A 24,819-nucleotide genomic window follows, 5' to 3' on the forward strand; every position below is an offset into this window, starting at 1 on the left:
ATAAATACCAAAACAGGGAGCTTAAATATGGACAGTATTGTCGCAAAAAAAACGAAGGCTACTGGGAAAAAGTCACCAAAGAAGGTGGCAAAAACATTGGATAATATCTCGGAAATTCGGCGATTTTTTCATCGCAACGAACAGCCGATCTTTTTTATAAGTGCAACAAACTTCAATCTACTTGGTATCGATGAATGGTGCCGAAACTTTAAATTCATTAGTTATATTGATTGCTTTGACGGCCGACACCCCAACGTGTTTGTACCAACAGAAATCGAACATCAGGAATTTGAGTCCATCGAAGACATCAACGTCTATTTGCTCGAGCACAAAGAAGTCATCGACCAGATCAAAGCCTGCAAAAAGAAACCCAAAGTGGTGTTCTTGATGTTTGATGCCCGGATTGAAAAAATCTGTAAAGAACTGAAGATCGACGTCTGGTTCCCCAAAGCATCCCTGCGCGAGAAGATCGATCACAAAATCGAAACCGTCCGCATTGGTAATGCCGCCGGCGTGCCGAGTGTGCCAAACGTGCTCAGTAAGGTAAACAGCTGGAAGCACTTGCAAGAAGTCGCCAAACCAGTAGGCACAGACTTGGTTCTCCAGTCCGCCTTTGGTGATTCCGGTCATACCACCTTCTTCATCAAGACCGAAAAAGACTTTAAGCGTCATGAAAAAGAGATCGTCGGTCAGGGCGAAATCAAGATCATGAAGCGCATCAACAACCGCGGTTCTGCGGTTGAAGCCTGTGCCACCAAAGAAGGTACCCTTGTCGGTCCGCTGATGACGGAACTTGTTGGTTTCAAACAGCTGACCCCTTATCGCGGCGGTTGGTGTGGCAATGAGATTTTCCCCGATGCCTTTGATGAGGACATCCGTGAAAAGTCCCGCCGCTATACCGAACAGTTTGGCGACCAGCTGGTCAAAGAAGGCTACCGCGGTTACTTCGAGCTCGACTTCTTGATCGACAAGGATGATGGTGAAGTTTACCTCGGCGAGTGTAACCCACGGGTGACAGGCGCGAGCTCCATGACCAATCACGCCGCCTTTGCCCATGCCGATGCGCCGTTGTTCCTGTTCCACCTGCTTGAGTTCTCCAACGTTCCCTTCAAGATCGATGTCAAAGAACTGAACAACCGTTGGGCCGATAGTGATAACATCGATGACTGGTGTCAGATGGTGATCAAACACACCGACGACAGCGTCGATATTCTCACCGAAGCGCCTGAAAGTGGCATTTGGAATCTGATGCCGGATGGCAGTGTCGAATTCAACCGCTTTGACTATCACCGCCGGGCAGTTTCCTCTGATACAGAGGCGTTCTTCCTCCGTATTTCCAATGTCGGCGACTATCGCTACGAAGGCGCAGATCTCGGTATCCTTGTGACCCGTGGACGGGCGATGAACAGAGCTTTCCAGCTCAACAAGCGCTCCAAGCAGTGGATCGAAGGCATCAAGTCTAAGTTTAAGGCCAAGCCTTTGCCGACTGCTGAAGCTCTCCCTGTCAGTGACCCTGCCTTTAAAATCATGTAGGCAACAACAAGATCGCGATATTAAAGACAGAGCCCGGATAACATAAAACCTTATCTGGGCTCTGTAATATAAGAAACAAGTAAGTCGAGTGTGGTATAGCGTACTATGGATTTTATCTTCGATAAAATTCACGAACTCAAGGCGGGTCCCGCCTGGCAAGAGCAGTTTAACAAGCTCTGGCCTGCCTATGAGAAGTGGTTTATGAGCGAGAGCCTGTCCGCGCGTCAAACCTATCTCTCTGGTCTGCGGGCTTTAAAAGAGCACATGCCAGAGCTTGTTCCCACCTACGAAACTTTATGCGAACTAGCCGGCGGCGGCGATCTCGCAGCACGTTTTCTCAGCTTCTATCGCCCTCCCCCTTATCTCTCCGGCTGTTCCCAGGCCGTGTGGCTCGGCGACGAGCCCATGTTGGTGCGCAACTACGATTACAGCCCCGCACTCAGTGACGGCATCATTCTGGATAGTGCCTGGAACGGCAAACGGGTGATCGCGACCTCCGATGGAATGTGGGGCGTGGTCGATGGCATGAACGATGCCGGCCTTGCCCTGTCGCTGACCTTTGGTGGTCGTCGGGTCGTGGGTGACGGTTTCGGTGTACCTTTGATCCTGCGCTATATCCTGGAGTTTTGTGACACCACAAAACAAGCCATATCAGTGCTGCGCCGGGTGCCCTGTCACATGGCGTACAACATCACCTGTGTGGATCGTTCCGGTGACTTTATCACCGTCTATCTGTCTCCTGATCGCGAGATCGTCATTACCGACACCCGGGTTGCCACCAACCATCAGGAAAGTGTCGAATGGCACCAACACGCCCGGGCAACCGGAACCGTCGAGCGTGAACGCTTTCTCCTGCGTCGCCTGACCATGCACGAAGAACCCGCCGACAAGTTTATCGCCGCGTTCTTGAAACCACCACTCTATTCAACCAACTTCTCCAAAGGCTTTGGCACCCTCTACACCTCGGTCTACTGGCCCGCCCGCGGCACCGCGGAAACCCACTGGCCCGGTGCCGTATGGCAACACAACTTTGCCAGTCCAACAACCGAAAGCCGGCTCATTCGCTACCCCGATCATTGTATTACCAGTGAAGTGCAGGCCCAGTCAGGTCGATAGAACACTAATCTGATTGCACGACACCACCCGTGATGTGGCTAGCTCCTTGGGCTTATTTCACCTCTAGCATTTCACCAAATAGGCGTTTAACAGAATTTAAAATCTCCAATAAGCTGATACCAACGAGGCTTGGCCATAAACTGCTCTTCATAGTTGTTTTATCAGGGATCCCGAAAAGTAAGCGCAAAGCAAGCACGGGATACCCTCTATTTATTCATTCAATGCAGAGGAGATCACGATGTCTGCGCAAGGAGATAACTTTCGTAATTTAGCCGAGGTATTTGACAACATGTCTGAAGACGCCAGAGAGGCAGCAGATAGAGCCAAGGCGGATGCCCTAAAAGGCTTGTCAGATACAGGACCACTAATAGCAGGATTGGGAGCAGCTACCTCCAATCAAGAACGAGTTGATGCAGTTAAGGCCTTGCTGGATGCCTGTAAACGAAAACGGGACAATGCGGTTCAAGACATAGAAAATAATGACTGGCCGGAAGACATGATACAAGCAACTATCGAGACCATCATGGAGACCTCGGGATGTCATTATCTCGAAAATCTTCTGACACAACTCCAGTTGGTGCTCAATTTTGAATTGTTACGCGAACACTTTCGCGGTGTCGCGACGGCTTTTGACTGAGGAAAAGCTCTAGATTGACCACGTCGTAATTCAAAAAAATCATCTCACGGGAAATTAATTTGTCACACCTCTGCGCTTGCTGTTGTCTAATTATATAGAAGGCAAAAAAAAGACCGGTACTTTAGAATACCAAACCGGGTCTGCCATATAACAGATAAGCAGTTGTGAGATGAGTGACAGATTAAATCGGATGGTCAAAAGCGCAATCGCTGGCGATCAAAAGGCGCTTGAAGGCGTAGTACGGGAAGTTCAAGACCAAGTGCACCACCTGGCGATGCGCATGCTGGTCAATCCGGATGACGCACTGGAGGCAACACAGGAAATCCTCATTCTCGTGGTGACCAAACTGTCGACCTTTGAAGGCAAGAGTGCCTTTAAGACCTGGGTGTATCGGGTGGCGGCGAACTATCTCATCACAGCAAAGAAGGTCCGGGACCGCGATCACGGTTTGAATTTTGAAATGTTCCGCCACGATCTCGAAAGCGGCTTGGTCCCAGAAGCAAAGACCTCCCGTACGCCCTCTGGTGAAGACGAAGTCTGGTTCAACGAACTACGCATATCCTGCACTATGGCCATGCTGCTGTGCCTCGATCTCAAGCACAGGATGGCTTATGTGCTCGGCGACATTCTCGACCTTGACCAGGCCGAGGCCGCCGAAGTTCTGGGCTTGAGCAAAGCTAATTTCAGAAAGCGGTTATCGCGGGCCAGAAGCGAAGTCGTCGCCTTTACCTCAAACCACTGCGGTATCGCCAATGAAGCCGCCAAGTGCAGTTGTCCACGTAGATTGCCCGCGGCGAGAGAACTCGGCCGCATTCCCAATCCAGATGATGGTCGCGCGCCAAGCTATGCCATTAAATCAGCCCCTGATTACAACAGCGTCATATCCGGGGTACGGTCATTGGAACAAGAACTTCGAACACTCAAGCTCCAGCGTGCAACCCCGGAATTTGTCAGCCCGGATGATTTTGCTTTCAAACTCACACAAATCCTCGATCCAGACCACACCCCAGATATGAGGACAAAAAGCCCCTCCTCCAACACCTTGGGACCTGATCTGATCCACTAACCCCAGTCACATACTTAAATACTTAACGGAGACAGCAATGTTCAAGAAAACCCAACTTTTGGGCGCGGTTTTGCTCGGCCTTTTTTCGAGTAATTCCCTGCCCGTAAATACCCTCGCAGACACAATAACTTCTGATCCACAAACCAAAGGAACCAAAGCTATGACAACACAAACAACAACTCAAATGACACCAGAAATGACACCAGAACAAAATAACGTCCTCTCCCTGATCGAGAAAATGACCTCCAATTTCGAACAGGGAAATCTCGACGTCGTGATGTCGACTTATGAAAAGGACGCCGCGATCATGTTTGAACCCGGCACCGCGGTTACCGACCCCGCTGTCGCCAAGCAAATCTTCGCCGAGTTCTCAGCCCTCAACCCACACTTTACCTATAGCGGTCACGAGGTCATCGTTGCCGGAGATATCGCCGTCCACCTCGCGCCTTGGTCCATGCTCGGCAAAACACCGGATGGTCAGGAAATCACTCAGTCCGGTCTCTCGGTTGCGGTACTGCGCCAGCAAGACGACGGCGGCTGGAAAATGGTCATCGACAATCCCCACGGCAGCCACTTGATGGGTAACTAGGAAACATAAAAATAGAACCCGCCTCAGGATTAGAGGCGAGCTCTATTCTCACCAAGCCCTAGTTATACTTTTGCATGATATTTTCGATGGTCTTGTCCTGGTGGAGTTTATTCACCGCACCGATTAATTTATCTATAATATCCGGGGTCAGGTTCTTGGATTTTTCAGATACTTGGAGCCAGGCAGACGTATCGCTCAGGAATAAAGACTGCCCCAGGATGTCCTTTGAAGATCCGAGCATTTTCAAGTGATAGGCAATGGATATTTCCGGCCCGGCCACAAGTTCTGCACGGTTTTGTAACAGTTGGGTTACCGCATTGGAAAATCCGGGAACAAGTGTTTTTCTCAATCCGAGATCATTATCAAATTTTTCTAGATAAAAAGTACCCCGCGGCACTGAAATCGTGTGCCGATAGAGATCCTCATAAGCCGAAAGATCAATCCCCTGCTTGCCAACAACGATATTGCGCAGAGTATAAATGAGAACCTTTGGCCTCGCGATTTTCTCGCTCTTGGGCGTTCTGAAAAATATCGCAAAATCCGCTTCACCGGTTTCGAGCTCGTAAAACATACGCTTGTAAGGCACCACCCTGACCTCAAGATCCAGCCCGGTTTCCTGAGCGACTTCATTGAGTATTTCAGGGATGATGCCAACAACCTTCCCCTCCGCATCCCGGCCACCAAAGGGATGAAGATCAAACACACTGACCTGTAGGGTTGCAGCAGTCGCCACCCCGCTCCACAAGCAGAACAGAAAGCAAATCACCAGAGAAAAAAGTGTTCTAGGCATCAAAGTTTTAATTCGATTTTCTTGCAATAAGACGGAGTTTAGCCAGTTAATTATAGAGTGGAACAATTTTGGCTGGAATTGCTTCATATATCATTAAAAGCCAAGCAACGATATGCACTTCACTCTGGCACAACACACTACTTTAACTTGTTTAACAACCCTCCATTAGCTACCATCCACCAACCATTAACCTCAATTATTCAGGGTGTTGTACAACAAGTGATGAAATTTCAAGTATTTGCTTTTGTGTTTTTACTCACAATTATTACAGGTCAAGCACTTCACGCCAAAACAGTACATTGCTCGACTTCTGATTTTGAGTACCCACTGCATCAGGCCGTGCTTACGAACGATATCACATCAGTGGAATGTTTGCTCAACAACCATTACGATCCAAATGTCCAAACTAAATACGGATCGACTGCACTAAATTTGAGTGTTGGAGGAGACTTAAAGATAACAAACTTACTTTTAGAGAGAAAAGCAGATGTAAACCTTCCTGATGCAGACCCCCTTAAGTATGCATTATTCATCTTGGGTGAATTGATTAGAGAGCGGAACTTGGGAGCAGATAACTTTCTAGATAACTCTGATTATTATCAGTTCGAAAAGAACGCATCCCTCGACGATAAAATAAACATGAGTAAAGCCACATTATACACGCTATTGGATTACGGAGCTGATTTTAACATGCTTCCAAATTCGGATAAAAATTCCAAGGATACTTCTGAAATAACTTCATTTCTATTTTCAATTTGTGATTCAAGTAACAAGGAATTTGGCAATCACGAAGATTACTCAGAGATATTAAATGGTCTTGTATCTCACTCAAAACACACGATTAAATTAAACACTCAAGATATAATCGGCCTTATGCATCTCAAAAAACTATCAACACTTGGCCTATACAGTAAAAAATGCTTATCCGAAGCCGAATTGTTATTCACAAAATAACCTCTAATTTTTATGAAAATCAAATCAGTCTTACAAAATTACATTCAGCTACAATCATCGAACTGGGAGACTTTAACAGTCCTTTCCAATGTTGACACCACAGGATCATTTCTTATCGATTGGCAACAGGCGAATTGGGAATTACTCGTTGAGGGGTTCTTAGGTAAAATAGGCTTGGTACTGGAGTGTTATGGCGAAGGTGCAGACTGTAATGGCGCAAGTTCAAGGGTCCTGTTTCCTGAACAGCTTCCCACCCATAAATTGATCTGTACGCCAACAGAAAACCTCCCGCTACAAGACCACCTCAATGACCAAATACTGAGTTCCCCAAATGTAGAGATTACTTTTGATCGTTTTGTAACTCTCGGATCTGACGGATGGTACAAAGAAGCGCCACCATTTGATAAAATACTTGGTGATTATCATGGAGCTGAAGTCATTGTCGACTTTGAAATAAGGCTTATAAATTCATGATAAAACGGTTTTATCTGGTTCTAGCTTTCTTGTTACTTCCTCATACGGCAATGGCAAAAAGTGATCTTGTCATTGCAATATACGATAAAAATCCTTGGCTGATGGCAATTGGATCAGATTCACCGATTTTTGCCCTATATGAAGATGGAAAGGCCATATTCTGGGATCAATCTCAGGGCCAAGGTAAATATCGTTACCTGATATTAGACGATCAAAAAGTCAGAGACGCGGTAGCTGTTTTACATAACCTTAAGGACCTTGCCCCGGAATACCCTGAACCTGAAAACGATACCATAGCCTTGCCTTCTGACCTAGCAACAGCTCGCATACAATTTTCCCTAAATAACGTGCAAAGATCCATATCTGTTTACGGGGGGTTTTCGGAAAATAATACTGGAGTCATTGTTCCCTCCCAGCTTTATAAAGTTTATCAATATTTCATGAATCACAAAAGTATAACGGCGCAAGTTTGGTACCCTCCTGATGTGGAAATTATGGTTTGGCCGTTTGAATATGCAAAAAATTCCATAAGCTGGCCGCAAGATTGGCCAGATCTTAACTCAGCAAGCACTTATAAATGGGGTGGAGATTCTTACAGCATATATTTGCCCTATGAGAATCTGGAAGCCTTTAAAAGTTTAGAATCAACTGGTGACAATGGAATTGCTGTAGAGATAAACGGACGAAAATGGGCAGCTTCCTATCGTATCCCCTTTCCCCACGAACTTCGGTAAAACTTAATTACTTATCTTCATCAAACTGCACACCCAGAAGTTTATTAAAATACAGACGCTCTGTTTCATCTAAGCTATTGATTCCATTAGGACAGAGAGAAGTCGAATAATAAAAATCCCAATAACTTATTGATACAACAACCTCTTCGTTACTTAATAATTCAGGCTCTTCTCCGCTTTGTTGAGTAGAAAAAGATGCCGACCGCCAAGTAACCTGTTGATATGTATGGTTTCTGATAACTTTACATAGAGCAGGTATATGACAATCAACATCTCGCAGCATATTTTAGGCCTCAAAGGGCAACGTGTAAATGAAATTAAACTGGATGACGGCGGTGTTAAGATTGTCATTCACTGCAGCCGAGACGCGCGTAGGAGGGCTATAGACCCTGCTACAGGCCAGAAGGGAAGCATCAACCAGCATGTCCGCCGACAAGTAAACGACATCCCCCTTTTTGGGTATCCTTGTGTGGTCGAGATTGAGCTGGCGCAGGTTTATATTAACAAGGGCGAACGCCGCATTGAGGGGTGTGATTTTGTTGATAAAGGGTGCCGTTTCACTCACCGATTTTGCCGACTGATCAGTGGATTATGTCGGCATATGTCTATTCAAGCGGTTTCCAGACATTTGGATATACGATGGGAAACGGTCAAGAATATCGACAGGGCATACCTTATTGAAACTCTCCCTACGCTTGATCCTGCAGAGCTAACTGGCTTGGAATATATTGGTGTAGATGAAGTTGCCCGGGCGAAAGGTCATGACTACATGACGGTGGTCTACGATATGGTTGGCGGTCATCTGATCTGGGTTGAAGCAGGCCGAACTGCCGAGGTTTTTTCAAGGTTTTTGAAACAACTGCAACCAGATACAGCCTGCAAAATAAAGGCCGTAGCGATGGATATGGGGCCTGCCTACCAAAAGGCTGTCAGAGAGTCCTTGCCGTTGGCCGACATAGTATTTGACCGTTTCCACGTCATGAAAAACTACAGCAAAGCTATCCATAATCAGCGTCGACTTGAGTTCAGAAAGGCCGATCCAAGTGGTAAAGAGTTGATGAAAGGGACACATTATCTGTTGCTCAAAAATGCGGATAAGTTGAGTGAAAAACAAAGTGACAAGCTGCAAAGGTTGCTGGAGAGCAATAGCAACCTGAATGCACTTTACGTCTTGAAAGAACAGCTTCAGCTGCTGTGGAGTGCCGCTTCATTTGAGGCGATGGCGGAGCAACTGGAACGTTGGTGCCTGATAGCAGATCAGTCACAGATGCTCTATCTAAAAAAGTTCGCGAAATCCCTACGGAAACATTGTGTGGGCATCTGCAACTACGCCAAACACAAGCTCACAAGCGCCAGGATAGAGGCTGGTAATGTCAGTATAGGAATGATCCGTAAGCGAGCCAGAGGCATCAAGGATACCGAATACTTCAAACTCAAAATTAGACAATCATCCATTCCAGATAATCAATCTATGCTCTATTTGAAATCCTAAATCTACTCAACAAAGCGGAGAAGTGCCATAATTCAACATATTTAGCTCCATGAGGTGCAGTAGCATACCAGCCGTCTAAATCACCCTCGCGCTCTAGGATAAAAGATTTGATAGCCTGTATTTTCGCTGCATCTTCAATGTCGATGAATTTTGTATCTAGAGAAAATGAGTCATCCCGAGATCTATTGTCATCACCTAGAGTTACAGTGATCCCTTCACTGAGTGAAGAATTCGGATCTATTTCAGGTAATATGATCACTTCAATTGATGTGATTTTCGTATTTCTTAAAATGTCAAAACCTGGACCTTCACATTTCTGAGAAAATGCCTCATCTACTAAGTAGATTATCCAACAGAAAACCATCAACATTATTGAAACAACAACTACTAAGAACCTCTTCATTTTCTCCCCTGATTAAATTTCCCACAAAAGAAAACCGAGCCTAAAGCAGGCTCGGCGTTCCTTCAAAATATTACTGAGTAATCAGTCGCCCATTACGGTGCCTTCCCTACGGGTGTCTGCGCCACCGATCAGTTCACCGTCGTTGATCTGGATGACATGCAGGCCGGAGTTCAAATCACGAACTTTGGTTTCGTGACCGAGGGCTTCCAGAGCCGGGATCATGGCAACGGCATCGGTGCCTTCTTCGATATCGGTGGCACCGTTACGATTGACGATGTGCGGTTGGCTGATCGCGACTTGTGGGTCCATACCAAAGTCGAGAATACCAATGATGGACTGGGCCACGTAGTTGATGATCCGTGATCCACCGGGGGAACCAATTGCCAGTACGGGAGCACCGTCTTTTAAGACGATGGTCGGGGCCATGGAAGAACGGGGGCGTTTGCCGCCTTCGACGCGATTGGCAATCGGCTTGCCGTCTTTTTCCGGCGCACGAGAGAAATCGGTCAGTTCGTTATTGAGCAGGAAGCCGTTGCTCATCACCCGAGAACCAAAGCCGGTTTCGATGGTGGTGGTGATAGAGACCACGTTGCCATCGCCATCGACAATAGAGAAGTGGCTGGTGCCAGGACGTTCGAGCTGGGTATCTGGCGAATAGAGGCTCGCCTCTTTCCACGGTGGCGTCCCCGCATCTGCTTTGGCCATGGCTTTAGCTGGATCGATTAAAGCAGCACGACTTTTGAGATAAGTACTGTCGAGCAGGCCTTCAGGCATTTTCACGAAGTCACTGTCAGCCATGTAAAGACCACGATCAGCATAAGCCAATTTCGCAGCTTCGAGATAAAGGTGCGTACTCTCGGCGCCCGGCCCCATAGCAGGAATGTCATAGTTGGAAAGGATCGATAGGATCTGCCCAACGGTCAAAGCACCGGATGAAGGCGGGCCCATGCCGCAGACTTCATAACCGCGATAATCAGCACAGGTGGGTTTGCGCTCGACAACGGTATAGGCCTTCATGTCAGCCAGTGTCAGCACTCCGCCGTTTTCCTCTGTTTTAACAGCGGCAACGATATCCTTGGCAATCTGACCTTCGTAGAAAACTTTGGAACCTTCCTTTTGGATCATGGCAAGCGCAGCGGCAAATTCAGGATTGCGCAACAAGGTCCCGGATTTGAGCGGGTTGCCGTTCTTATCAAAGAAATAGGCCCGGGTATCCGGCATGGCTTCGAGTTTGCGTTTACCCACAGCCTTGGCGATAGAGCTCGCCATACGGTGAGAAACCTGGAAACCACCCTGTGCCAACGCACGGGTTGGCTCAATCAAAGACGCCCAGTCTTGATTACCATATTTCTTTTGCACAGTTTCGATCAGCTTGAGCGTTCCCGGTACGCCAACGGACCTACCGCCAACAACCGCGTCAAACCAACCCACTGGCTGACCATCTGCACCTAGCCAATAGTCCGGCGTAGCCGACATCGGGGCTTTTTCACGACCGTCAAAGGTCGTCAAGCTTTTTGATGTGGCATCCCAATAGACCATAAAGGCACCGCCGCCAATGCCGGAGCTTTGTGGCTCAACCAGGTTGAGCATGAACTGTACGGCCACTGCCGCATCGGCAGCAGAACCACCGCGCTCCAGCACTTCATAACCCACTTGGGTGGCGATTGGGTTGGCCGAGGCGACCATGAATTTCTCGGATTTCACTGACTGCTTTGCCACCACCGCATGGGTGGCTTCGGGTTGAACGGCTTCTTGGGCAGAGAGGGGCCCAGATAGAATAGTCGAAGCAAGCAAAGTGGTGGCAAAGGCCAGCGCGGCCTTTTTCGGGCTAATGGACATCAATATATTCCTGTAATCTATTGGGTAATCACATAAATTAGGGGCATCATATTTTAGTAGTCGGTAACGAACAGGGATCTTTAAGTGAATTCTTTTGACTGATGAGCACTTATTATAGATTTTATTTATGTACTCATAATTCAGCTTCAAGATCTGCGAACATGATAAATTCCCATAAAACGCAGGCAATATATACATAATCACAGTTAACTACGGCTACAGCTTTACGAAGCTGTCGACAATCTTATAAAATAAACTTATGAACTTATAGGTTGTTTTAATAGCATAGCTCTTAATGAATTTGTTTGGCAATCTCTCACGGAAAATGACACAGCCATAAATAAGAAGAGCAAACTGCAACCTTAATTGAAGAACAGATAATACGAGAAGGCCACATATGTTTAGCCTTAAAGAAAGCAAACTCGCTCACCTAAAATCGCTTGAGGCCTTTGCCGCGGTAATGGATACGGGAAGCATAACAAAGGCCGCGGAATACCTGGGGGTTACCCAACCCTCTATCAGCCAACATATCCAAAGGCTTGAAAACACCTTTGAGATAGAGCTCTTCATGCGCCAAAATGGTCGGGTGTTCCCAACTGAACGGGCCAAAATCCTGCACGAAGACGTGGAAGAGTTGCTCACAGGGATCGACAAAACCTTTACCAAGTGGCGTCGCGGCCAGACCCGGCAGGTCAATCAGTTGCGTATATGCGCCTCTTTTTCAAATTCGTCTTTGGTGTTGCCGCATTTACTTACTCGGTTGCCACGTCAGGCCAGTATGCACTTTCAAGTAACCTCAGCGTCTCAAGAAGAGTCCGTTGCCGCTCTCATTGAAAACCGTGCCGATGTCGCCTTTCACACCAAACCCCTCGATCATAAAAGTATCGAAAATCGGCGTTTTCTTTCAGCGCGTCAGGTTTGTGTTTTACCAAAAGCACATCCTCTGGCAGACAAAACACAGCTTACAGTGGCTGATCTACAAAACCAGAAAATGATCTCGGTACCCAAAAGCGATCCCTGTTATCTAGAACACCAGGAAATCGTCCAGCGCCACAATCTACAGATCCAAAACCTGTTGGAAACGCCCTATTCCACCCTCGCCATGCAGATGGCCGAAGAATTCAATGCGCTTTATATCGGCAACGTTTTGATCGCAGAACTTTTCTGTCAGAAGAACCCCGGCCTGGTGTGGCGGGAAATTGATGAATTCGAGCAAAAAACCCACTTCTACTTTGCGGTCTCCCCCTGGCTGCAGAACTCCAACACCGAGACCGAACTCAAACGCGCCATCGATGATGCTTTTGCAGAGTTATCCCATCAACTGGGTCTTTGGTGATGTATATAGTAAAAATTGAGAGTTAACGGGAGAGAAGTAAGCCCCAAATTTGTGGTCCTACTTCTCTCAGTTTCATTAAAGTGTTATCGGACAGCGCACCTTGAGCTCCTGATAATCTTCAAGCCCGAAGATACCACCTTCACGTCCATTGCCCGATTGCTTGTAACCGCCAAACGGCGATCCGTAGTTACTGCCTTTACCATTGATGGCAATCGCACCCGCCCGTAGCTGATCAGCAATACGTTCGGCCCGTGCAGCGTCCCCGGTTTGCAGATAGGCCGCGAGGCCATAATCGCTGTCATTGGCGATGGCAATGGCTTCTTCTTCACTGTCAAACGGGATGATAACTAGAACCGGTCCAAAGATCTCTTCGCGGGCGATGCGCATATCGTTGTTCACATCGGCAAAGATTGTCGGCTTGGCATACCACCCGGATTCCAGTCCTTCTGGTTTACCAAGTCCCCCCACCAACAAGGTTGCCCCTTCGCCTATGCCGAGCTCTATCATGACTTGAACACGATCATATTGAAGTTGATCGAAAAGTGGTCCGATATGATCACCTTCTTGGGCGGGATCACCAACCTTTTGAGCATCTGCGGTTTGCTTGGCGATTTCTAAAACTCGATCGTAACAGCTCCGCTCTACCAACATCCGGGTCGGTGCGTTGCAAGATTGACCGGTGTTGTAAAAACACTGCATCACCGATGCCTTAACCCGGCTCTCCAGATCACAATCGGCAAAGACCAGGTTGGGTGATTTTCCACCCAATTCCAACGTCACACGCTTAATTGTTTCAGCGGCATCTTTGGAAACCGCAACACCCGCACGGGTCGACCCGGTAAAGGACATCATCGCAATATCCGGGTGACGTGACATCGTAGATCCCACGGTCATACCATCACCATAGACGAGGTTAAACACCCCTGCCGGATAACCCGCCTCATGCACCATTTGAGCAAAGAGTTCGGCGGAAAGCGGTGTATATTCCGATGGTTTCAGCACGCAAGTTGCCCCGATCGCCAGCGCGGGCACGACCTTTTGCGCAATTTGATTGATCGGCCAATTCCAAGGCGTGATCAGCCCGCAGACACCAATGGGTTCGCGAGAGAGAATATCTCCACTTGGGAGAGTTTCACGGGTTTCCTGGGATTTGAAAGCCTTGATAAAACTTTCGATATGGCCGATGCCACAATCAGCCTGAGCATCCCTCGACATGGAAATTGGCGCACCCATTTCCGATGTGATCGCCTGTGCCATCTCTTCCTTGCGCGCGGTTACAATTTCTAGCAACCGCTCGAGTAAGGCGAGACGTTCAGCCTTGGTTGTCTTTGAGAAGGTTTCAAAAGCCCGCTTGGCTGCGGCAACGGCAATATTCACATCTTCCACACAACCCAGAGACACGTCGCCAATTTGAGAGTTAGTGGCAGGGTTCATGATCGGAAAAGAAACGCTTGTTATCGGATCAACCCAAGCGCCATCGATATAATGTTTGTGGCACTTCTCCGCTTTGTTGAGTAGATTTAGGATTTCAAATAGAGCATAGATTGATTATCTGGAATGGATGATTGTCTAATTTTGAGTTTGAAGTATTCGGTATCCTTGATGCCTCTGGCTCGCTTACGGATCATTCCTATACTGACATTACCAGCCTCTATCCTGGCGCTTGTGAGCTTGTGTTTGGCGTAGTTGCAGATGCCCACACAATGTTTCCGTAGGGATTTCGCGAACTTTTTTAGATAGAGCATCTGTGACTGATCTGCTATCAGGCACCAACGTTCCAGTTGCTCCGCCATCGCCTCAAATGAAGCGGCACTCCACAGCAGCTGAAGCTGTTCTTTCAAGACGTAAAGTGCATTCAGGTTGCTATTGCTCTCCAGCAACCTTTGCAGCTTGTCACTTTGTTTTTCACTCAACTTATCCGCATTTTTGAGCAACAGATAATGTGTCCCTTTCATCAACTCTTTACCACTTGGATCGGCCTTTCTGAACTCAAGTCGACGCTGATTATGGATAGCTTTGCTGTAGTTTTTCATGACGTGGAAACGGTCAAATACTATGTCGGCCAACGGCAAGGACTCTCTGACAGCCTTTTGGTAGGCAGGCCCCATATCCATCGCTACGGCCTTTATTTTGCAGGCTGTATCTGGTTGCAGTTGTTTCAAAAACCTTGAAAAAACCTCGGCAGTTCGGCCTGCTTCAACCCAGATCAGATGACCGCCAACCATATCGTAGACCACCGTCATGTAGTCATGACCTTTCGCCCGGGCAACTTCATCTACACCAATATATTCCAAGCCAGTTAGCTCTGCAGGATCAAGCGTAGGGAGAGTTTCAATAAGGTATGCCCTGTCGATATTCTTGACCGTTTCCCATCGTATATCCAAATGTCTGGAAACCGCTTGAATAGACATATGCCGACATAATCCACTGATCAGTCGGCAAAATCGGTGAGTGAAACGGCACCCTTTATCAACAAAATCACACCCCTCAATGCGGCGTTCGCCCTTGTTAATATAAACCTGCGCCAGCTCAATCTCGACCACACAAGGATACCCAAAAAGGGGGATGTCGTTTACTTGTCGGCGGACATGCTGGTTGATGCTTCCCTTCTGGCCTGTAGCAGGGTCTATAGCCCTCCTACGCGCGTCTCGGCTGCAGTGAATGACAATCTTAACACCGCCGTCATCCAGTTTAATTTCATTTACACGTTGCCCTTTGAGGCCTAAAATATGCTGCGAGATGTTGATTGTCATATACCTGCTCTATGTAAAGTTATCAGAAACCATACATATCAACAGGTTACTTGGCGGTCGGCATCTTTTTCTACTCAACAAAGCGGAGAAGAGCCATGTTTGTTTAGAGCGTGCATCATAAAAGATCTCTTATTCTAAGGTGTCGTTTGATCATCGAAGAAGCGCTATTGCACCACAGGCTCGGTCGCCATCTCGATATGTAATTCTTTGCCCGTATAGGGATTGGCTGCGACCACTTCATCGTTCAACTCTACCCCAAGACCTGGTGCGGTTGGCGGGATCACATAGCCATCTTCCCAATCAATCGATCCCTTCAGGAACGATGTGTATGGCCCTTCAAACGTACCGATTGATTCCAAGATCAAAAAGTTCGGGCTACAGGTACCGATTTGAATGTTTGCAGCGGCGACAACCGGACCACAATAAAGATGTGGTGCTATCTGAGCCGACCGGGTTTCAGCCATGGAGGCAATCTTCTTGGCTTCAAGCAGTCCACCAACTCGGCCCAAATCCATTTGCAGAATTGAGGCTGCCCCCGCTTCGAGCAAGCGTGCGAACTCATGTTTGGTACAAAGGCGTTCCCCCGTTGCTATCGGGATCGATGTAAAGCGCGCAACCTCTGCCATATCAGCTGGATTTTCCGGCGGGATCGGCTCTTCAAACCAAAGCGGATCATAGGCCTCAAGTCGGCGTGCCATACGCTTGGCACCGGACACAGTGAACTGACCGTGGGTACCAAACAACAGATCTGCGCGTGTACCCACAGCTTCGCGAATACGTTTTACGAACAATTCAGAACGTTCCAAATCTTCCAGACGAGGCTGATGGCCATCATAGATCGAATAAGGTCCTGCGGGATCGAATTTTACGGCGGTAAAGCCCTTCTCCACCATCTCCAGGGCGGTTTCTGCCGCCATGTCAGGATCGTTATAAACATTTGGCAGGTTTGGATCGGGATAGACATCACCCGTCGTCGGATAGAGATAGGTGTAACTGCGCAAACGCTCGTGAACTTTACCACCCAGGAGTTCATAAACCGGCTTGTCCGCGGCCTTGCCTACGATATCCCAACAGGCCATTTCCAACCCACTGAGCACGCCCATGACAGTGACATCAGGGCGTTGGGTAAAGCCCGCGCCATAAGTCTGTCGCCACAGCTTTTCGATATGATGGGGATCGCTACCGGCAAATTGACGTTCAAACACATCTTCTGCCATAGCCGCACAGAGATCTGGCCCGAAGGTGGCATTGTAAATTTCGCCAACACCCGAAATTCCGCAAGCCGTGGTCAAGCGGACAAAAATGAAATAGCGGCCGCCATGACGGGGCGGCGGGTTACCGACAACAAAGGTTTCAATTTTTTCCAGGTGCATTAGATCTTCCTGTTCATCGTCATTTTAAGTTTTAATTCAGACTGAAATTTCGGCGTCTTGCAACACCATTTTTGCAGCTTTCATCGCCAACATTAGCGTCGGCGCATTGGTATTTCCTGAGGTCACATTGGGAAAAGCCGAGGCATCGATCACACGCAAGCCCCTGACCCCGTGGACCCGCAGGCGCGCATCCAGTACGGAATCAGTTTCATCCCGCCCCATACGACAGGTGCAAGAGGGATGAAAAACTGTTCCCGCACGGGCGCGAAAGTTCTCCAGCAACGCGTTATCATCCATTGTCGTGATATCCGGGGCCATGCGCTCTCGCGTGACCTGGGATATGGTTGGTGATACAGCCAAGCTCTGAAGCAACTTACTGGCCCTGACAGCAATATGTTGATCGTGCTCTGTTGAAAGCGAGTTGGGCTGAATGATCGGTGCTTCGGACGGATTGGCAGAAGCGATTTTGATCTCCCCGCGACTGGTCGGTCTGCAAGGTTGCACGCTGAGTAAAAAACCGGGTTTTTGATCTATTTGCGGTCGCCCAGTTGCCGGCACGGAATAAGAGGCCGGGTTGCAATAGACCTGAACATCAGGCCCAGTCGTCGCCGCATCAGAGCGAACAAAACCACCACACTGATTTACCGGTACGCTCAGGGGACCCTTACGGGTTAGAACGTATTGCATCCCCGCCAAGAGCTGTCCGAACTTGTTGCCCAACCTGTTGTTAAGAGTGGGCTCCGTTGACTGATAGTAGTGCGACACCGCGAGATGGTCCTGCAACCCCAAACCAACTTGGGAAAGATCACGTTCTACTTTAATATTATGCTGCTTTAAAAGCGCACCCGGCCCGATGCCCGACAGCTGTAACAATTGAGGAGAGTTGATCGCGCCCGCACTGAGGATGACTTCTCGCGTAGCTGAGGCCTCATGATTTTTATCCCCGATGCGATAACGAACACCGTTCGCACGCCCTTCGTGCATCGTAACCTTTTCCACCAGCGCGTTTGTTACCACTTCAAGGTTTGAGCGTTTTTTGGCAGGACGCAAAAAGGCATCCGCCGACGACCACCGAAATCCCTTGCGCACGGTGGCGCGGATCATTGAAAGGCCTTCTTTTTCCGGTCCGTTAAAGTTCTTGGTCACCGGCCAGTTAATATCTTGTGCAGCCTGGAGAAATCTTTGAGAAAAGGGATGCATCTGATCACTTAGATCACTGACCCAGACCGGACCGTCGCCGCGAGTTTGTCGCTTGCCATTGGCATCAAATTCATCGTTTCGCTCGAGCGCATCATATTCCGGTTCGACTTGTCCCCAGTTCCAGCCCGTGGCACCCGCCTGTTCCCAGTCATCAAAATCGTGAGGTAATCCCCGAGCGTAAGCCATAGCGTTGATCGAACTTGAACCGCCGAGAACACGTCCGCGCGGCCAGTATGCGTCACGCCCTTTTAAGCCGGGATCTTTCTCAGCATTGTAACGCCAATTAACTTTGGGATCTGAAAAGGTAAAGCCATAACCAAGCGGCAACTTGATCCAGAATTTTCGATCCGTGCCACCTGCTTCAATCAGCAAAACCTTGTAACGGCCACTTTCACTGAGTTTGTCGGCCAAGACACAACCCGCTGATCCGGCACCCACGATAATGTAATCATAATTTCCAGTGGTCATCTGCATGGCTTTCACTACGGTTCTGATTTCTTGCGCTCGCTACTTTTGCATCACCAGAAAATCCCGGCGTTGCATAATGATTTGCATGCGATTAGGATTAATTCAAACAACCCTTTTATACCCTAAGGCATAATTTTCATTGAAGGTAAGCTATGGCCGATCTCCCTCACGTCACCTGGCTCAAAGCCTTTGAAACTGCGGCGCGACACAGTAGCTTTTCAGCGGCAGCCGCTGAATTGAACTTGACACCCGCAGCCGTCAGCCAGCAGATCCGGTTGCTTGAGAACCATCTAAAAGTTCAACTTTTCGAACGCCTGCCTCGGGGTGTTGTGCTCACCGATATTGGCCAGGCTTACGCCCACCCCATTCGCAAGTCTTTTTCAGACATGGAGACAGCCACAAGTGGATTGTTTGGCACCAAAAAGAAACGCGTGATCAAAGTCCGGGCATCGATCTCTTACGCGGCACTTATTATGGCCCCTCAATTGGCTCAATTTCATGCTGAGAACCCAGACATTTTCATCCAACTGTCAACGACGGTTTGGGCAGATCGTTTTGATGATGAGAGTATCGATATCGATATCCGCTACGGTCATGGAAATTGGCAGGAAACCAATATCTGGCACCTCGGCCACGAACACGCCGCGCTGGCCTGCCATCCAGATTTTGCCGCCTCCTTTGGTCGTAACCTCACCATTGATAAAATTGCCAAGGCAGAAGTCGTGCAAATTATTGGCTCTGAAGGGGATTGGAACAAACTGTCTGAATACTGTGGGCTTGGTTTGGAAATGCCCCCGGAATGGCTCAAAGCTGACTCGTCCCTCGTCGCCCTTCAGATCGTGATATCCGGGGTTGGTAGTACCCTTGTCCGGGAAAGCTTTGCCAAGCAATACATCGACGCGGGCTTATTGACCTTTCCGTTGGAACATCGTTTCCCGCTTCAACGATCGCACTTTCTGATTGTCCGCGAAGGTGCTGAAAAACGCGAAGACATAAACCTGTTTTGCAATTGGATCGCCGGACTTTACCAAACTTAGGCTTTGTTTGAAGCAGCCGAGATCAAATCTTCGATATGACTAAAGGTAGCCGCGGCCCCAAAAGCATCGTTCAGGATGCCCTTTTCCAAAATATCGCTGGCGGCATTTAAGGCAGCACCAATAGCCGTCCGCGCGAGGACGCTTCCCAAACTGACCCGTTTGACCCCAGCGTCCCTGAGATCTTCTATCGACACACCGGGCAGGCCAATACCAGCTACGACATTGATCGGCTTATCCGTCGCACGGCAAACGGTGCGAACAGCATCTAAATCGGGCAAGCCTGGAGCATAAAGCACATCTGCACCAACCTCGTCAAAAGCCTGTAGCCGCTTTATAGTGTCATCCAAATCTGGACGGCCATGCAAATAATTCTCTGCGCGTGCTGTGAGCATAAAAGGGTGGCTTAAGGCATTTGCCGCCTCCACTGCCGCAGCAATCCTCTCCTTTGCCAATCCAAAATCATAGATCGGGCTTTCTTTGTTACCTGTTGTATCCTCAATGGTGCAGCCTGCGAGGCCAATTTCACCGGCAAGCGTGACCGTTTTTGCCACCTCTTCCGGCGTTGCACCATAGCCGTCTTCCAGATCCGCACTTACCGGTAAGTCGGTTGCATTGAGCAATTCGCCAGCATGATCCAACACTTCTTCCCGGGATAAAGCCCCAACCCAATCAATCTTCCCTTGCGAGAAGGCATACCCCGCACTTGTGGTGGCCAGAGCCGGAAAGCCCATCGCCGCCATCATCTTTGCACTACCAACATCCCAGACATTTGCCAGCACAAAAAGGCCGTCTTTAGAATGAAGATCGCGGAAGATTTCAGATTTGGTTTGGCTATTCATGGGCGGAGGCCTCCATACATAAAAGAGAATTAAGTTTAGTGAGGAGAAATTACATATCTACACTACGAACAAACGGTGAACACTCATATATATTAAAGTCAAGATCAACAACTATGGCAATGGCTGATTAAGAAGACGGTTTTCAGGGCCGCGACAATTTTTTCTGTCTCGCAGCGCGCTTGGGCATATTGATCGCGGCAACACCCACAACGGCGGCAAGCAAACCAATGCCGACAATGAGTGATATTTCCTCACCCAAAAACAAGACCCCAAGTAAAACACCAATACCGGCGCGCAAATAAGCCTGACTGGCAACGCCCATTGACCCCAGGGTTTTCACCAGTCGGAAATAAATCAGCAAGGCAATGCCAGTGCAAAAAATGGCCAAAACAAGAGCTGCTGTAAGAGCTTGAGTAGAAGGCTCCAACGTCCAGGGCTTATCTATAATCAGGCTGAGCGGAACCAAACACAGGCTTGCCCAAACCATGGTGCCCGCCGATATTACGGTTGCCGAAAGGTGGGGAAAGTTTTTGCCGTAAATAGCGGCACAGGCATAAAGGATTGCACCGGCGATTGCGCACAATTGCCCTACGACTTGTGTGCCCAATCCGTTTAGGACATCAGTCCCAACAATAAACAAAACCCCAAGTAACCCAAGACAAGCACCAAACAACTTCATGCCGTTGACCGTTTCATGACGAGTTATTAGCAAGGTGAAAAAGAAGACAAATATCGGGGACGTTGAATTCAGTACACTCGCCAAGCCGCTATCAACGTATTGCTGCCCCCAGGCAAGAATGGTCCAGGCAGCAATAGAGTTAAATACGGATTGCACAAACAACATACGCCAGGTTTTGCCATCACGCGGGAACCGTTCTTTCTTGAAGAACATAACAACGAGTAAAAATACCGCTGCAACACTTACGCGAATGGCAATAAGCGTAATTGGAGGAATTTCAGTGACCGCGACTTTGATAAAGAGATAAGACGATCCCCAAAGCAAAGCTAATAGAGCGAGAAACCCTATTTCAATGACGAGATTTGGTTGTTCCTGACTGTTCACCGATCACACCTTTAATTTATCTATTTACACCCGAGATTGGGCCTTAAGGTTCGAATTTGTGACTGCGATTATAGAGAAGACTTTCTGCCAGATGTTTCGCTCACGAACGAACTATTAAATAATTTTCTTGTAAGAGTTTGAAATAGAACGTAAATACCAAGCAATCTTGTTAGTAGAAAAAATGTCGCATTTTTTTCGCCCCTAAGTTATGGTTACCAAGTAGTTACCAGGTAAATACTTAATCGGAAAATTGTAACCGTCTTACAAGATCACTTAATCGGATAGCACCAAGTGGTCTTGATAATACAGCTACATCTAACAAGGGGGAATAGATGCCTGCTACATTAATCGTAGGTCTTGATGGCACGGGATCAGGTGATCGTGCCGTAGCCTATGCCAAAAAGCTCGCCAACCTTATCGGGGATTGCGAACTACTTATGGTCTATGTGATCGAATGGTCACCTTATACTTTCCAAACAGCAGAAGAAAATTCAGAGCGGCACAAACGTCGCGAAGAAGAAATTCATATGGCCACGGAAAGGGTCGTTAATCCTGCCGTATCGTCATTAGTCGCGGATGGAATTGCCGCCAGAGGCATCGTCCGACACGGCGACGTAGCCGACCTGCTCGACGCTGTTGCCGTTGAGGAGAAAGCAGAACAAATAATTGTTGCCCGTTCATCCGAAGGTGGATTTGTAAAGCGTGTCTTTGGCACCTCAACAGCGAACCTCGTCATGCACGCCAGCGTTCCCGTCACTGTGGTCGGATAAGGAGAGCAACAATGAATAAGATTTTCAATTTTTTCTTACCTGTTTTTGCTCTTTTGAGCACGGCATCTCTTTCTCATGCACAAGAAGCCGGAAGTTTAGACGCGACCATCAATGCCGGATTTTCTTCTGCAACCGGGTGGTTTGTAAACTTTATCTTCGCACCCTTTCCAGGAACAAGTTTTCCTTGGATCGTAATGTGGCTTGTGATCGCGGCAACCGTTTTCACGCTTTATTTTGTCTTTGTGCAATTTCGGCTCTTTGGTCATGCGATCTCTTTGGTAAAAGGCGATTACTCTGATCCAAATGACGCAGGCGAAGTCAGTCACTTCCAGGCGCTCGCCACTGCTTTGTCCGGTACGGTCGGACTTGGTAATATTGCGGGTGTTGCCGTTGCTGTTGGTATCGGCGGTCCCGGAGCAACCTTTTGGATGATCCTGGCTGGATTGCTTGGGATGGCATCCAAATTCACCGAATGTACCCTGGGTGTAAAATATAGAAATGAATACGAAGACGGCACCGTTTCTGGTGGCCCGATGTATTATATTTCCAAGGGTTTCAAAGAACGTGGATTGCCTTGTGGTAAATACCTCGCGATCCTGTTTTCGGTATTCTGTATTCTCGGTGCTCTTGGTGGCGGGAATATGTTCCAGGCCAACCAGGCTCATGCGCAGATCTCAGGTATTGTTGGGGATTATCCGGGCTGGATTACCGGTCTGATTTTCGCTGGCGTTGTTTTCGCTGTTATTGTTGGCGGTATCAAATCCATTGCCAACGTGACTGAAAAAGTTGTGCCTTTCATGGGCATCCTCTACGTCGCTGCAGCCGTTGTTATTCTGATCATGAATGCCGGTCAAATTGGTTGGGCTTTTGGTCAAATCTTCGAAGGCGCCTTTACCGGACTTGGTATCGCAGGTGGTTTTGTTGGTGCCTTGATCCAGGGTTTCAAACGTGCGGCTTTCTCAAACGAAGCTGGTGTTGGTTCTGCTGCGATCGCGCACTCTGCCGTTCGGACCAAAGAGCCGATCACAGAGGGTGTTGTTTCTTTGCTCGAGCCTTTCATCGATACCGTTGTAATCTGTACGATGACAGCGTTGGTGATCATTATTACCGGACAGCTGACGATCAATCCAGAAACTGGCAACTATATTGTTGAAGGCGGTAAAATCGTTACAGCGACAGGTGCATCGGGCGTTGCCCTTACATCTGCAGCTTTTGCCTCTGCGTTCAACTGGTTCCCATATATTCTGGCAATCGCAGTGGTGTTGTTTGCTTTCTCCACCATGATTTCTTGGTCCTACTACGGTCTGAAAGCCTGGACCTATCTGTTCGGTGAAGGCAAAGGCTCAGAACTAACGTTCAAAGTTATCTTCTGCATCTTTATCGTTATTGGTGCTGCGGCCAGCCTTGGCCCGGTTATCGATTTCTCAGATGCTGCGATCTTTGCCATGGCCGTGGTTAACATCACCGCGCTCTATTTCCTCATGCCGATTGTTAAACGGGAACTCGCGAGTTACCTCGCCCGTTTAAAAACTGGCGAAATCAGAAAGTTCACCTCTGATTCCATCTCAGGGAAAAGCCCTGCAGAGTAGCAACGAGCGAAATGCGAAACGACAAACGGGCGGCCCATTGGGTCGCCCGTTTTGTTATGGGAGCTCGTAACTCCCCCTTTCACACTCGGCACCCTTGATCATCGCAAAGAACGGTTTGAGATCTTTTACTTTCTTCTCGCTGCTCCTCTCCTTTCTCCAAGTTGATATGATCAACCACTTCTTCCTTGATCAACGCCATGATCTCTGCTCCGAGCTGCAGGTCTGATATTGCGCCAAACTTTTGCCGACGCAGGTATCCTCGACGATCAATTAAAATCAGACTAGGAGTGCCCTGTAATTGGTAGTTTGCCATAGTTTTTGGCACGGGGCCTTTATCCGCCGGGGTATCAATGCCAACCGGAAAGGAAATCCGATATTCGTGTAAAAAAGCCTTCAGGCTTTCAGGGCCCATGGCGGCATGATGTTCAAACACGGTGTGCAACCCAACGACCACCAAGTCATCGGGAGAGAATAGCTGATAGGCTTTTTGAGCCTGAGGAAGTCCGTGTTCGACACAGCCTGGGCAAAGCATTTGAAACGCTTCTATCAAGACCACTTTCCCCAAGCAGCCTTGCAAAGTGATATCAGCTTTCGAATTCATCCACTGTTGAACGTCAAGTTCGGGTGCTTTTTGTAAAGTCTGTCTCATCTCTGATTTCCCATCATTCCTGGGTTGTGTCTTTGTTCGACGGTTAGAAAAACCTGTCAGGGACGGGGGGATCACATACCTGACAGGTCTCCGGTCTCGATAGGTTTGGTCTGTC

The 24,819-nt window shown here is 48.3% G+C and carries 24 protein-coding genes; 14 read left to right on the forward strand and 10 right to left on the reverse strand.

The features are described 5' to 3' along the window. Positions 1–27 precede the first annotated feature (27 nt). The 5 genes from ACOGW3_RS24055 (at position 28) to ACOGW3_RS24075 (ending at position 4,941) form a co-directional block, all read left to right on the forward strand. A complete protein-coding gene (locus ACOGW3_RS24055) occupies positions 28–1,533 on the forward strand; it encodes a biotin carboxylase (protein ID WP_419905262.1) in 1,506 nt (501 codons plus the stop codon). A 105-nt stretch (positions 1,534–1,638) separates the two neighbouring features. Next, complete coding sequence (locus ACOGW3_RS24060) at positions 1,639–2,649, forward strand: C45 family autoproteolytic acyltransferase/hydolase (protein ID WP_419905263.1); 1,011 nt, start codon at positions 1,639–1,641, stop codon at positions 2,647–2,649. A gap of 238 nt (positions 2,650–2,887) precedes the next feature. Next, positions 2,888–3,286, forward strand: a complete 399-nt coding sequence (locus ACOGW3_RS24065) for a hypothetical protein (RefSeq protein WP_419905264.1) — start codon at positions 2,888–2,890, stop codon at positions 3,284–3,286. A gap of 169 nt (positions 3,287–3,455) precedes the next feature. Then, the gene (locus ACOGW3_RS24070; protein WP_419905265.1) at positions 3,456–4,352 is read left to right on the forward strand and encodes an RNA polymerase sigma factor; all 897 of its coding nucleotides are present in this window, start codon (positions 3,456–3,458) and stop codon (positions 4,350–4,352) included. Between the two features lie 37 nt (positions 4,353–4,389). Then, on the forward strand, positions 4,390–4,941 hold the full coding sequence (locus tag ACOGW3_RS24075) for a YybH family protein (protein WP_419905266.1): 552 nt from the start codon (positions 4,390–4,392) through the stop codon (positions 4,939–4,941). Between the two features lie 58 nt (positions 4,942–4,999). Here the strand turns inward: ACOGW3_RS24075 and ACOGW3_RS24080 are convergent, their stop codons facing one another. Continuing rightward, entirely contained in the window at positions 5,000–5,674 is a 675-nt protein-coding gene (locus tag ACOGW3_RS24080) for a substrate-binding periplasmic protein (RefSeq protein WP_419905267.1), read from the reverse strand. A 114-nt stretch (positions 5,675–5,788) separates the two neighbouring features. On the opposite strand from ACOGW3_RS24080, the gene ACOGW3_RS24085 reads away from it, so the two are divergent. From ACOGW3_RS24085 to ACOGW3_RS24100, 4 genes are all read left to right on the forward strand, one after another. Then, positions 5,789–6,685, forward strand: coding sequence for an ankyrin repeat domain-containing protein (locus ACOGW3_RS24085; RefSeq protein ID WP_419905268.1), 897 nt, complete (start codon positions 5,789–5,791; stop codon positions 6,683–6,685). 12 nt (positions 6,686–6,697) lie between these two features. Then, positions 6,698–7,159 carry a hypothetical protein gene (locus ACOGW3_RS24090; protein ID WP_419905269.1) on the forward strand — a complete coding sequence of 154 codons (462 nt, stop codon included), beginning with the start codon at positions 6,698–6,700 and terminating at the stop codon, positions 7,157–7,159. Further along, positions 7,156–7,893 carry a hypothetical protein gene (locus ACOGW3_RS24095; RefSeq protein WP_419905270.1) on the forward strand — a complete coding sequence of 246 codons (738 nt, stop codon included), beginning with the start codon at positions 7,156–7,158 and terminating at the stop codon, positions 7,891–7,893. The genes ACOGW3_RS24090 and ACOGW3_RS24095 overlap by 4 nt, the downstream gene beginning before the upstream one ends. Before the next feature lie 259 nt (positions 7,894–8,152). After that, entirely contained in the window at positions 8,153–9,385 is a 1,233-nt protein-coding gene (locus tag ACOGW3_RS24100; RefSeq protein WP_419901077.1) for an ISL3 family transposase, read from the forward strand. Here ACOGW3_RS24100 and ACOGW3_RS24105 read toward each other — a convergent pair. Beyond that, positions 9,363–9,788 (reverse strand): hypothetical protein, encoded by a 426-nt coding sequence (locus ACOGW3_RS24105; RefSeq protein ID WP_419905271.1) that lies wholly within the window; start codon positions 9,786–9,788, stop codon positions 9,363–9,365. The genes ACOGW3_RS24100 and ACOGW3_RS24105 overlap by 23 nt on opposite strands. A gap of 81 nt (positions 9,789–9,869) precedes the next feature. Next, entirely contained in the window at positions 9,870–11,627 is a 1,758-nt protein-coding gene (ggt, locus tag ACOGW3_RS24110) for a gamma-glutamyltransferase (RefSeq protein ID WP_419905272.1), read from the reverse strand. A gap of 397 nt (positions 11,628–12,024) precedes the next feature. Here ggt and ACOGW3_RS24115 point away from each other — a divergent pair, with 397 nt between their 5' ends. Then, positions 12,025–12,963 (forward strand): LysR substrate-binding domain-containing protein, encoded by a 939-nt coding sequence (locus ACOGW3_RS24115; protein ID WP_419905273.1) that lies wholly within the window; start codon positions 12,025–12,027, stop codon positions 12,961–12,963. 75 nt (positions 12,964–13,038) lie between these two features. On the opposite strand, the gene ACOGW3_RS24120 is transcribed toward ACOGW3_RS24115, so the two are convergent. Next, positions 13,039–14,508, reverse strand: a complete 1,470-nt coding sequence (locus ACOGW3_RS24120) for an aldehyde dehydrogenase family protein (RefSeq protein ID WP_419905984.1) — start codon at positions 14,506–14,508, stop codon at positions 13,039–13,041. Continuing rightward, positions 14,484–15,716, reverse strand: coding sequence for an ISL3 family transposase (locus ACOGW3_RS24125; RefSeq protein ID WP_419901077.1), 1,233 nt, complete (start codon positions 15,714–15,716; stop codon positions 14,484–14,486). The genes ACOGW3_RS24120 and ACOGW3_RS24125 overlap by 25 nt, the downstream gene beginning before the upstream one ends. Here ACOGW3_RS24125 and ACOGW3_RS24130 point away from each other — a divergent pair. After that, on the forward strand, positions 15,703–15,837 hold the full coding sequence (locus ACOGW3_RS24130; RefSeq protein ID WP_419905274.1) for a hypothetical protein: 135 nt from the start codon (positions 15,703–15,705) through the stop codon (positions 15,835–15,837). The genes ACOGW3_RS24125 and ACOGW3_RS24130 overlap by 14 nt on opposite strands. A 43-nt stretch (positions 15,838–15,880) precedes the next feature. Here the strand turns inward: ACOGW3_RS24130 and ACOGW3_RS24135 are convergent, their stop codons facing one another. Together ACOGW3_RS24135 and ACOGW3_RS24140 are read right to left on the reverse strand one after the other, a co-directional pair. Continuing rightward, the gene (locus ACOGW3_RS24135) at positions 15,881–17,089 is read right to left on the reverse strand and encodes a mandelate racemase/muconate lactonizing enzyme family protein (protein WP_419905275.1); all 1,209 of its coding nucleotides are present in this window, start codon (positions 17,087–17,089) and stop codon (positions 15,881–15,883) included. Positions 17,090–17,125: 36 nt separating this feature from the next. Continuing rightward, entirely contained in the window at positions 17,126–18,763 is a 1,638-nt protein-coding gene (locus ACOGW3_RS24140) for a GMC family oxidoreductase (protein ID WP_419905985.1), read from the reverse strand. A 146-nt stretch (positions 18,764–18,909) separates the two neighbouring features. Between ACOGW3_RS24140 and ACOGW3_RS24145 the strand changes: the two genes are divergently transcribed. After that, a complete protein-coding gene (locus ACOGW3_RS24145; RefSeq protein WP_419905276.1) occupies positions 18,910–19,794 on the forward strand; it encodes a LysR substrate-binding domain-containing protein in 885 nt (294 codons plus the stop codon). Here ACOGW3_RS24145 and ACOGW3_RS24150 read toward each other — a convergent pair. Together ACOGW3_RS24150 and ACOGW3_RS24155 are read right to left on the reverse strand one after the other, a co-directional pair. Further along, positions 19,791–20,633 (reverse strand): isocitrate lyase/PEP mutase family protein, encoded by an 843-nt coding sequence (locus tag ACOGW3_RS24150; RefSeq protein ID WP_419905277.1) that lies wholly within the window; start codon positions 20,631–20,633, stop codon positions 19,791–19,793. The two genes, ACOGW3_RS24145 and ACOGW3_RS24150, sit on opposite strands and share 4 nt — an antisense overlap. A 142-nt stretch (positions 20,634–20,775) precedes the next feature. Continuing rightward, complete coding sequence (locus ACOGW3_RS24155) at positions 20,776–21,696, reverse strand: DMT family transporter (RefSeq protein WP_419905278.1); 921 nt, start codon at positions 21,694–21,696, stop codon at positions 20,776–20,778. A 332-nt stretch (positions 21,697–22,028) separates the two neighbouring features. Here ACOGW3_RS24155 and ACOGW3_RS24160 point away from each other — a divergent pair, with 332 nt between their 5' ends. Then, the gene (locus ACOGW3_RS24160) at positions 22,029–22,466 is read left to right on the forward strand and encodes a universal stress protein (protein WP_419905279.1); all 438 of its coding nucleotides are present in this window, start codon (positions 22,029–22,031) and stop codon (positions 22,464–22,466) included. A gap of 11 nt (positions 22,467–22,477) precedes the next feature. Next, complete coding sequence (locus ACOGW3_RS24165) at positions 22,478–24,055, forward strand: alanine/glycine:cation symporter family protein (RefSeq protein WP_419905280.1); 1,578 nt, start codon at positions 22,478–22,480, stop codon at positions 24,053–24,055. Between the two features lie 79 nt (positions 24,056–24,134). Here the strand turns inward: ACOGW3_RS24165 and ACOGW3_RS24170 are convergent, their stop codons facing one another. Beyond that, entirely contained in the window at positions 24,135–24,704 is a 570-nt protein-coding gene (locus ACOGW3_RS24170) for a redoxin domain-containing protein (protein WP_419905281.1), read from the reverse strand. Positions 24,705–24,819: the final 115 nt, after the last annotated feature.

Origin of the sequence: Kiloniella sp. (assembly GCF_965205715.1) — a bacterium.
Classification (GTDB): Bacteria; Pseudomonadota; Alphaproteobacteria; order Kiloniellales; family Kiloniellaceae; genus Kiloniella.

Bases quoted from the DNA above. Each gene is read 5' to 3' on its own strand.
- ACOGW3_RS24055 (WP_419905262.1), top strand. From the start codon at position 28: ATGGACAGTATTGTCGCAAAAAAAACGAAGGCTACTGGGAAAAAGTCA.
- ACOGW3_RS24060 (WP_419905263.1), top strand. From the start codon at position 1,639: ATGGATTTTATCTTCGATAAAATTCACGAACTCAAGGCGGGTCCCGCC.
- ACOGW3_RS24065 (WP_419905264.1), top strand. From the start codon at position 2,888: ATGTCTGCGCAAGGAGATAACTTTCGTAATTTAGCCGAGGTATTTGAC.
- ACOGW3_RS24070 (WP_419905265.1), top strand. From the start codon at position 3,456: ATGAGTGACAGATTAAATCGGATGGTCAAAAGCGCAATCGCTGGCGAT.
- ACOGW3_RS24075 (WP_419905266.1), top strand. From the start codon at position 4,390: ATGTTCAAGAAAACCCAACTTTTGGGCGCGGTTTTGCTCGGCCTTTTT.
- ACOGW3_RS24090 (WP_419905269.1), top strand. From the start codon at position 6,698: ATGAAAATCAAATCAGTCTTACAAAATTACATTCAGCTACAATCATCG.
- ACOGW3_RS24095 (WP_419905270.1), top strand. From the start codon at position 7,156: ATGATAAAACGGTTTTATCTGGTTCTAGCTTTCTTGTTACTTCCTCAT.
- ACOGW3_RS24100 (WP_419901077.1), top strand. From the start codon at position 8,153: ATGACAATCAACATCTCGCAGCATATTTTAGGCCTCAAAGGGCAACGT.
- ACOGW3_RS24105 (WP_419905271.1), bottom strand. From the start codon at position 9,788: ATGAAGAGGTTCTTAGTAGTTGTTGTTTCAATAATGTTGATGGTTTTC.
- ggt (WP_419905272.1), bottom strand. From the start codon at position 11,627: ATGTCCATTAGCCCGAAAAAGGCCGCGCTGGCCTTTGCCACCACTTTG.
- ACOGW3_RS24115 (WP_419905273.1), top strand. From the start codon at position 12,025: ATGTTTAGCCTTAAAGAAAGCAAACTCGCTCACCTAAAATCGCTTGAG.
- ACOGW3_RS24130 (WP_419905274.1), top strand. From the start codon at position 15,703: ATGTTGATTGTCATATACCTGCTCTATGTAAAGTTATCAGAAACCATA.
- ACOGW3_RS24125 (WP_419901077.1), bottom strand. From the start codon at position 15,716: ATGACAATCAACATCTCGCAGCATATTTTAGGCCTCAAAGGGCAACGT.
- ACOGW3_RS24135 (WP_419905275.1), bottom strand. From the start codon at position 17,089: ATGCACCTGGAAAAAATTGAAACCTTTGTTGTCGGTAACCCGCCGCCC.
- ACOGW3_RS24140 (WP_419905985.1), bottom strand. From the start codon at position 18,763: ATGCAGATGACCACTGGAAATTATGATTACATTATCGTGGGTGCCGGA.
- ACOGW3_RS24145 (WP_419905276.1), top strand. From the start codon at position 18,910: ATGGCCGATCTCCCTCACGTCACCTGGCTCAAAGCCTTTGAAACTGCG.
- ACOGW3_RS24150 (WP_419905277.1), bottom strand. From the start codon at position 20,633: ATGAATAGCCAAACCAAATCTGAAATCTTCCGCGATCTTCATTCTAAA.
- ACOGW3_RS24160 (WP_419905279.1), top strand. From the start codon at position 22,029: ATGCCTGCTACATTAATCGTAGGTCTTGATGGCACGGGATCAGGTGAT.
- ACOGW3_RS24165 (WP_419905280.1), top strand. From the start codon at position 22,478: ATGAATAAGATTTTCAATTTTTTCTTACCTGTTTTTGCTCTTTTGAGC.
- ACOGW3_RS24170 (WP_419905281.1), bottom strand. From the start codon at position 24,704: ATGAGACAGACTTTACAAAAAGCACCCGAACTTGACGTTCAACAGTGG.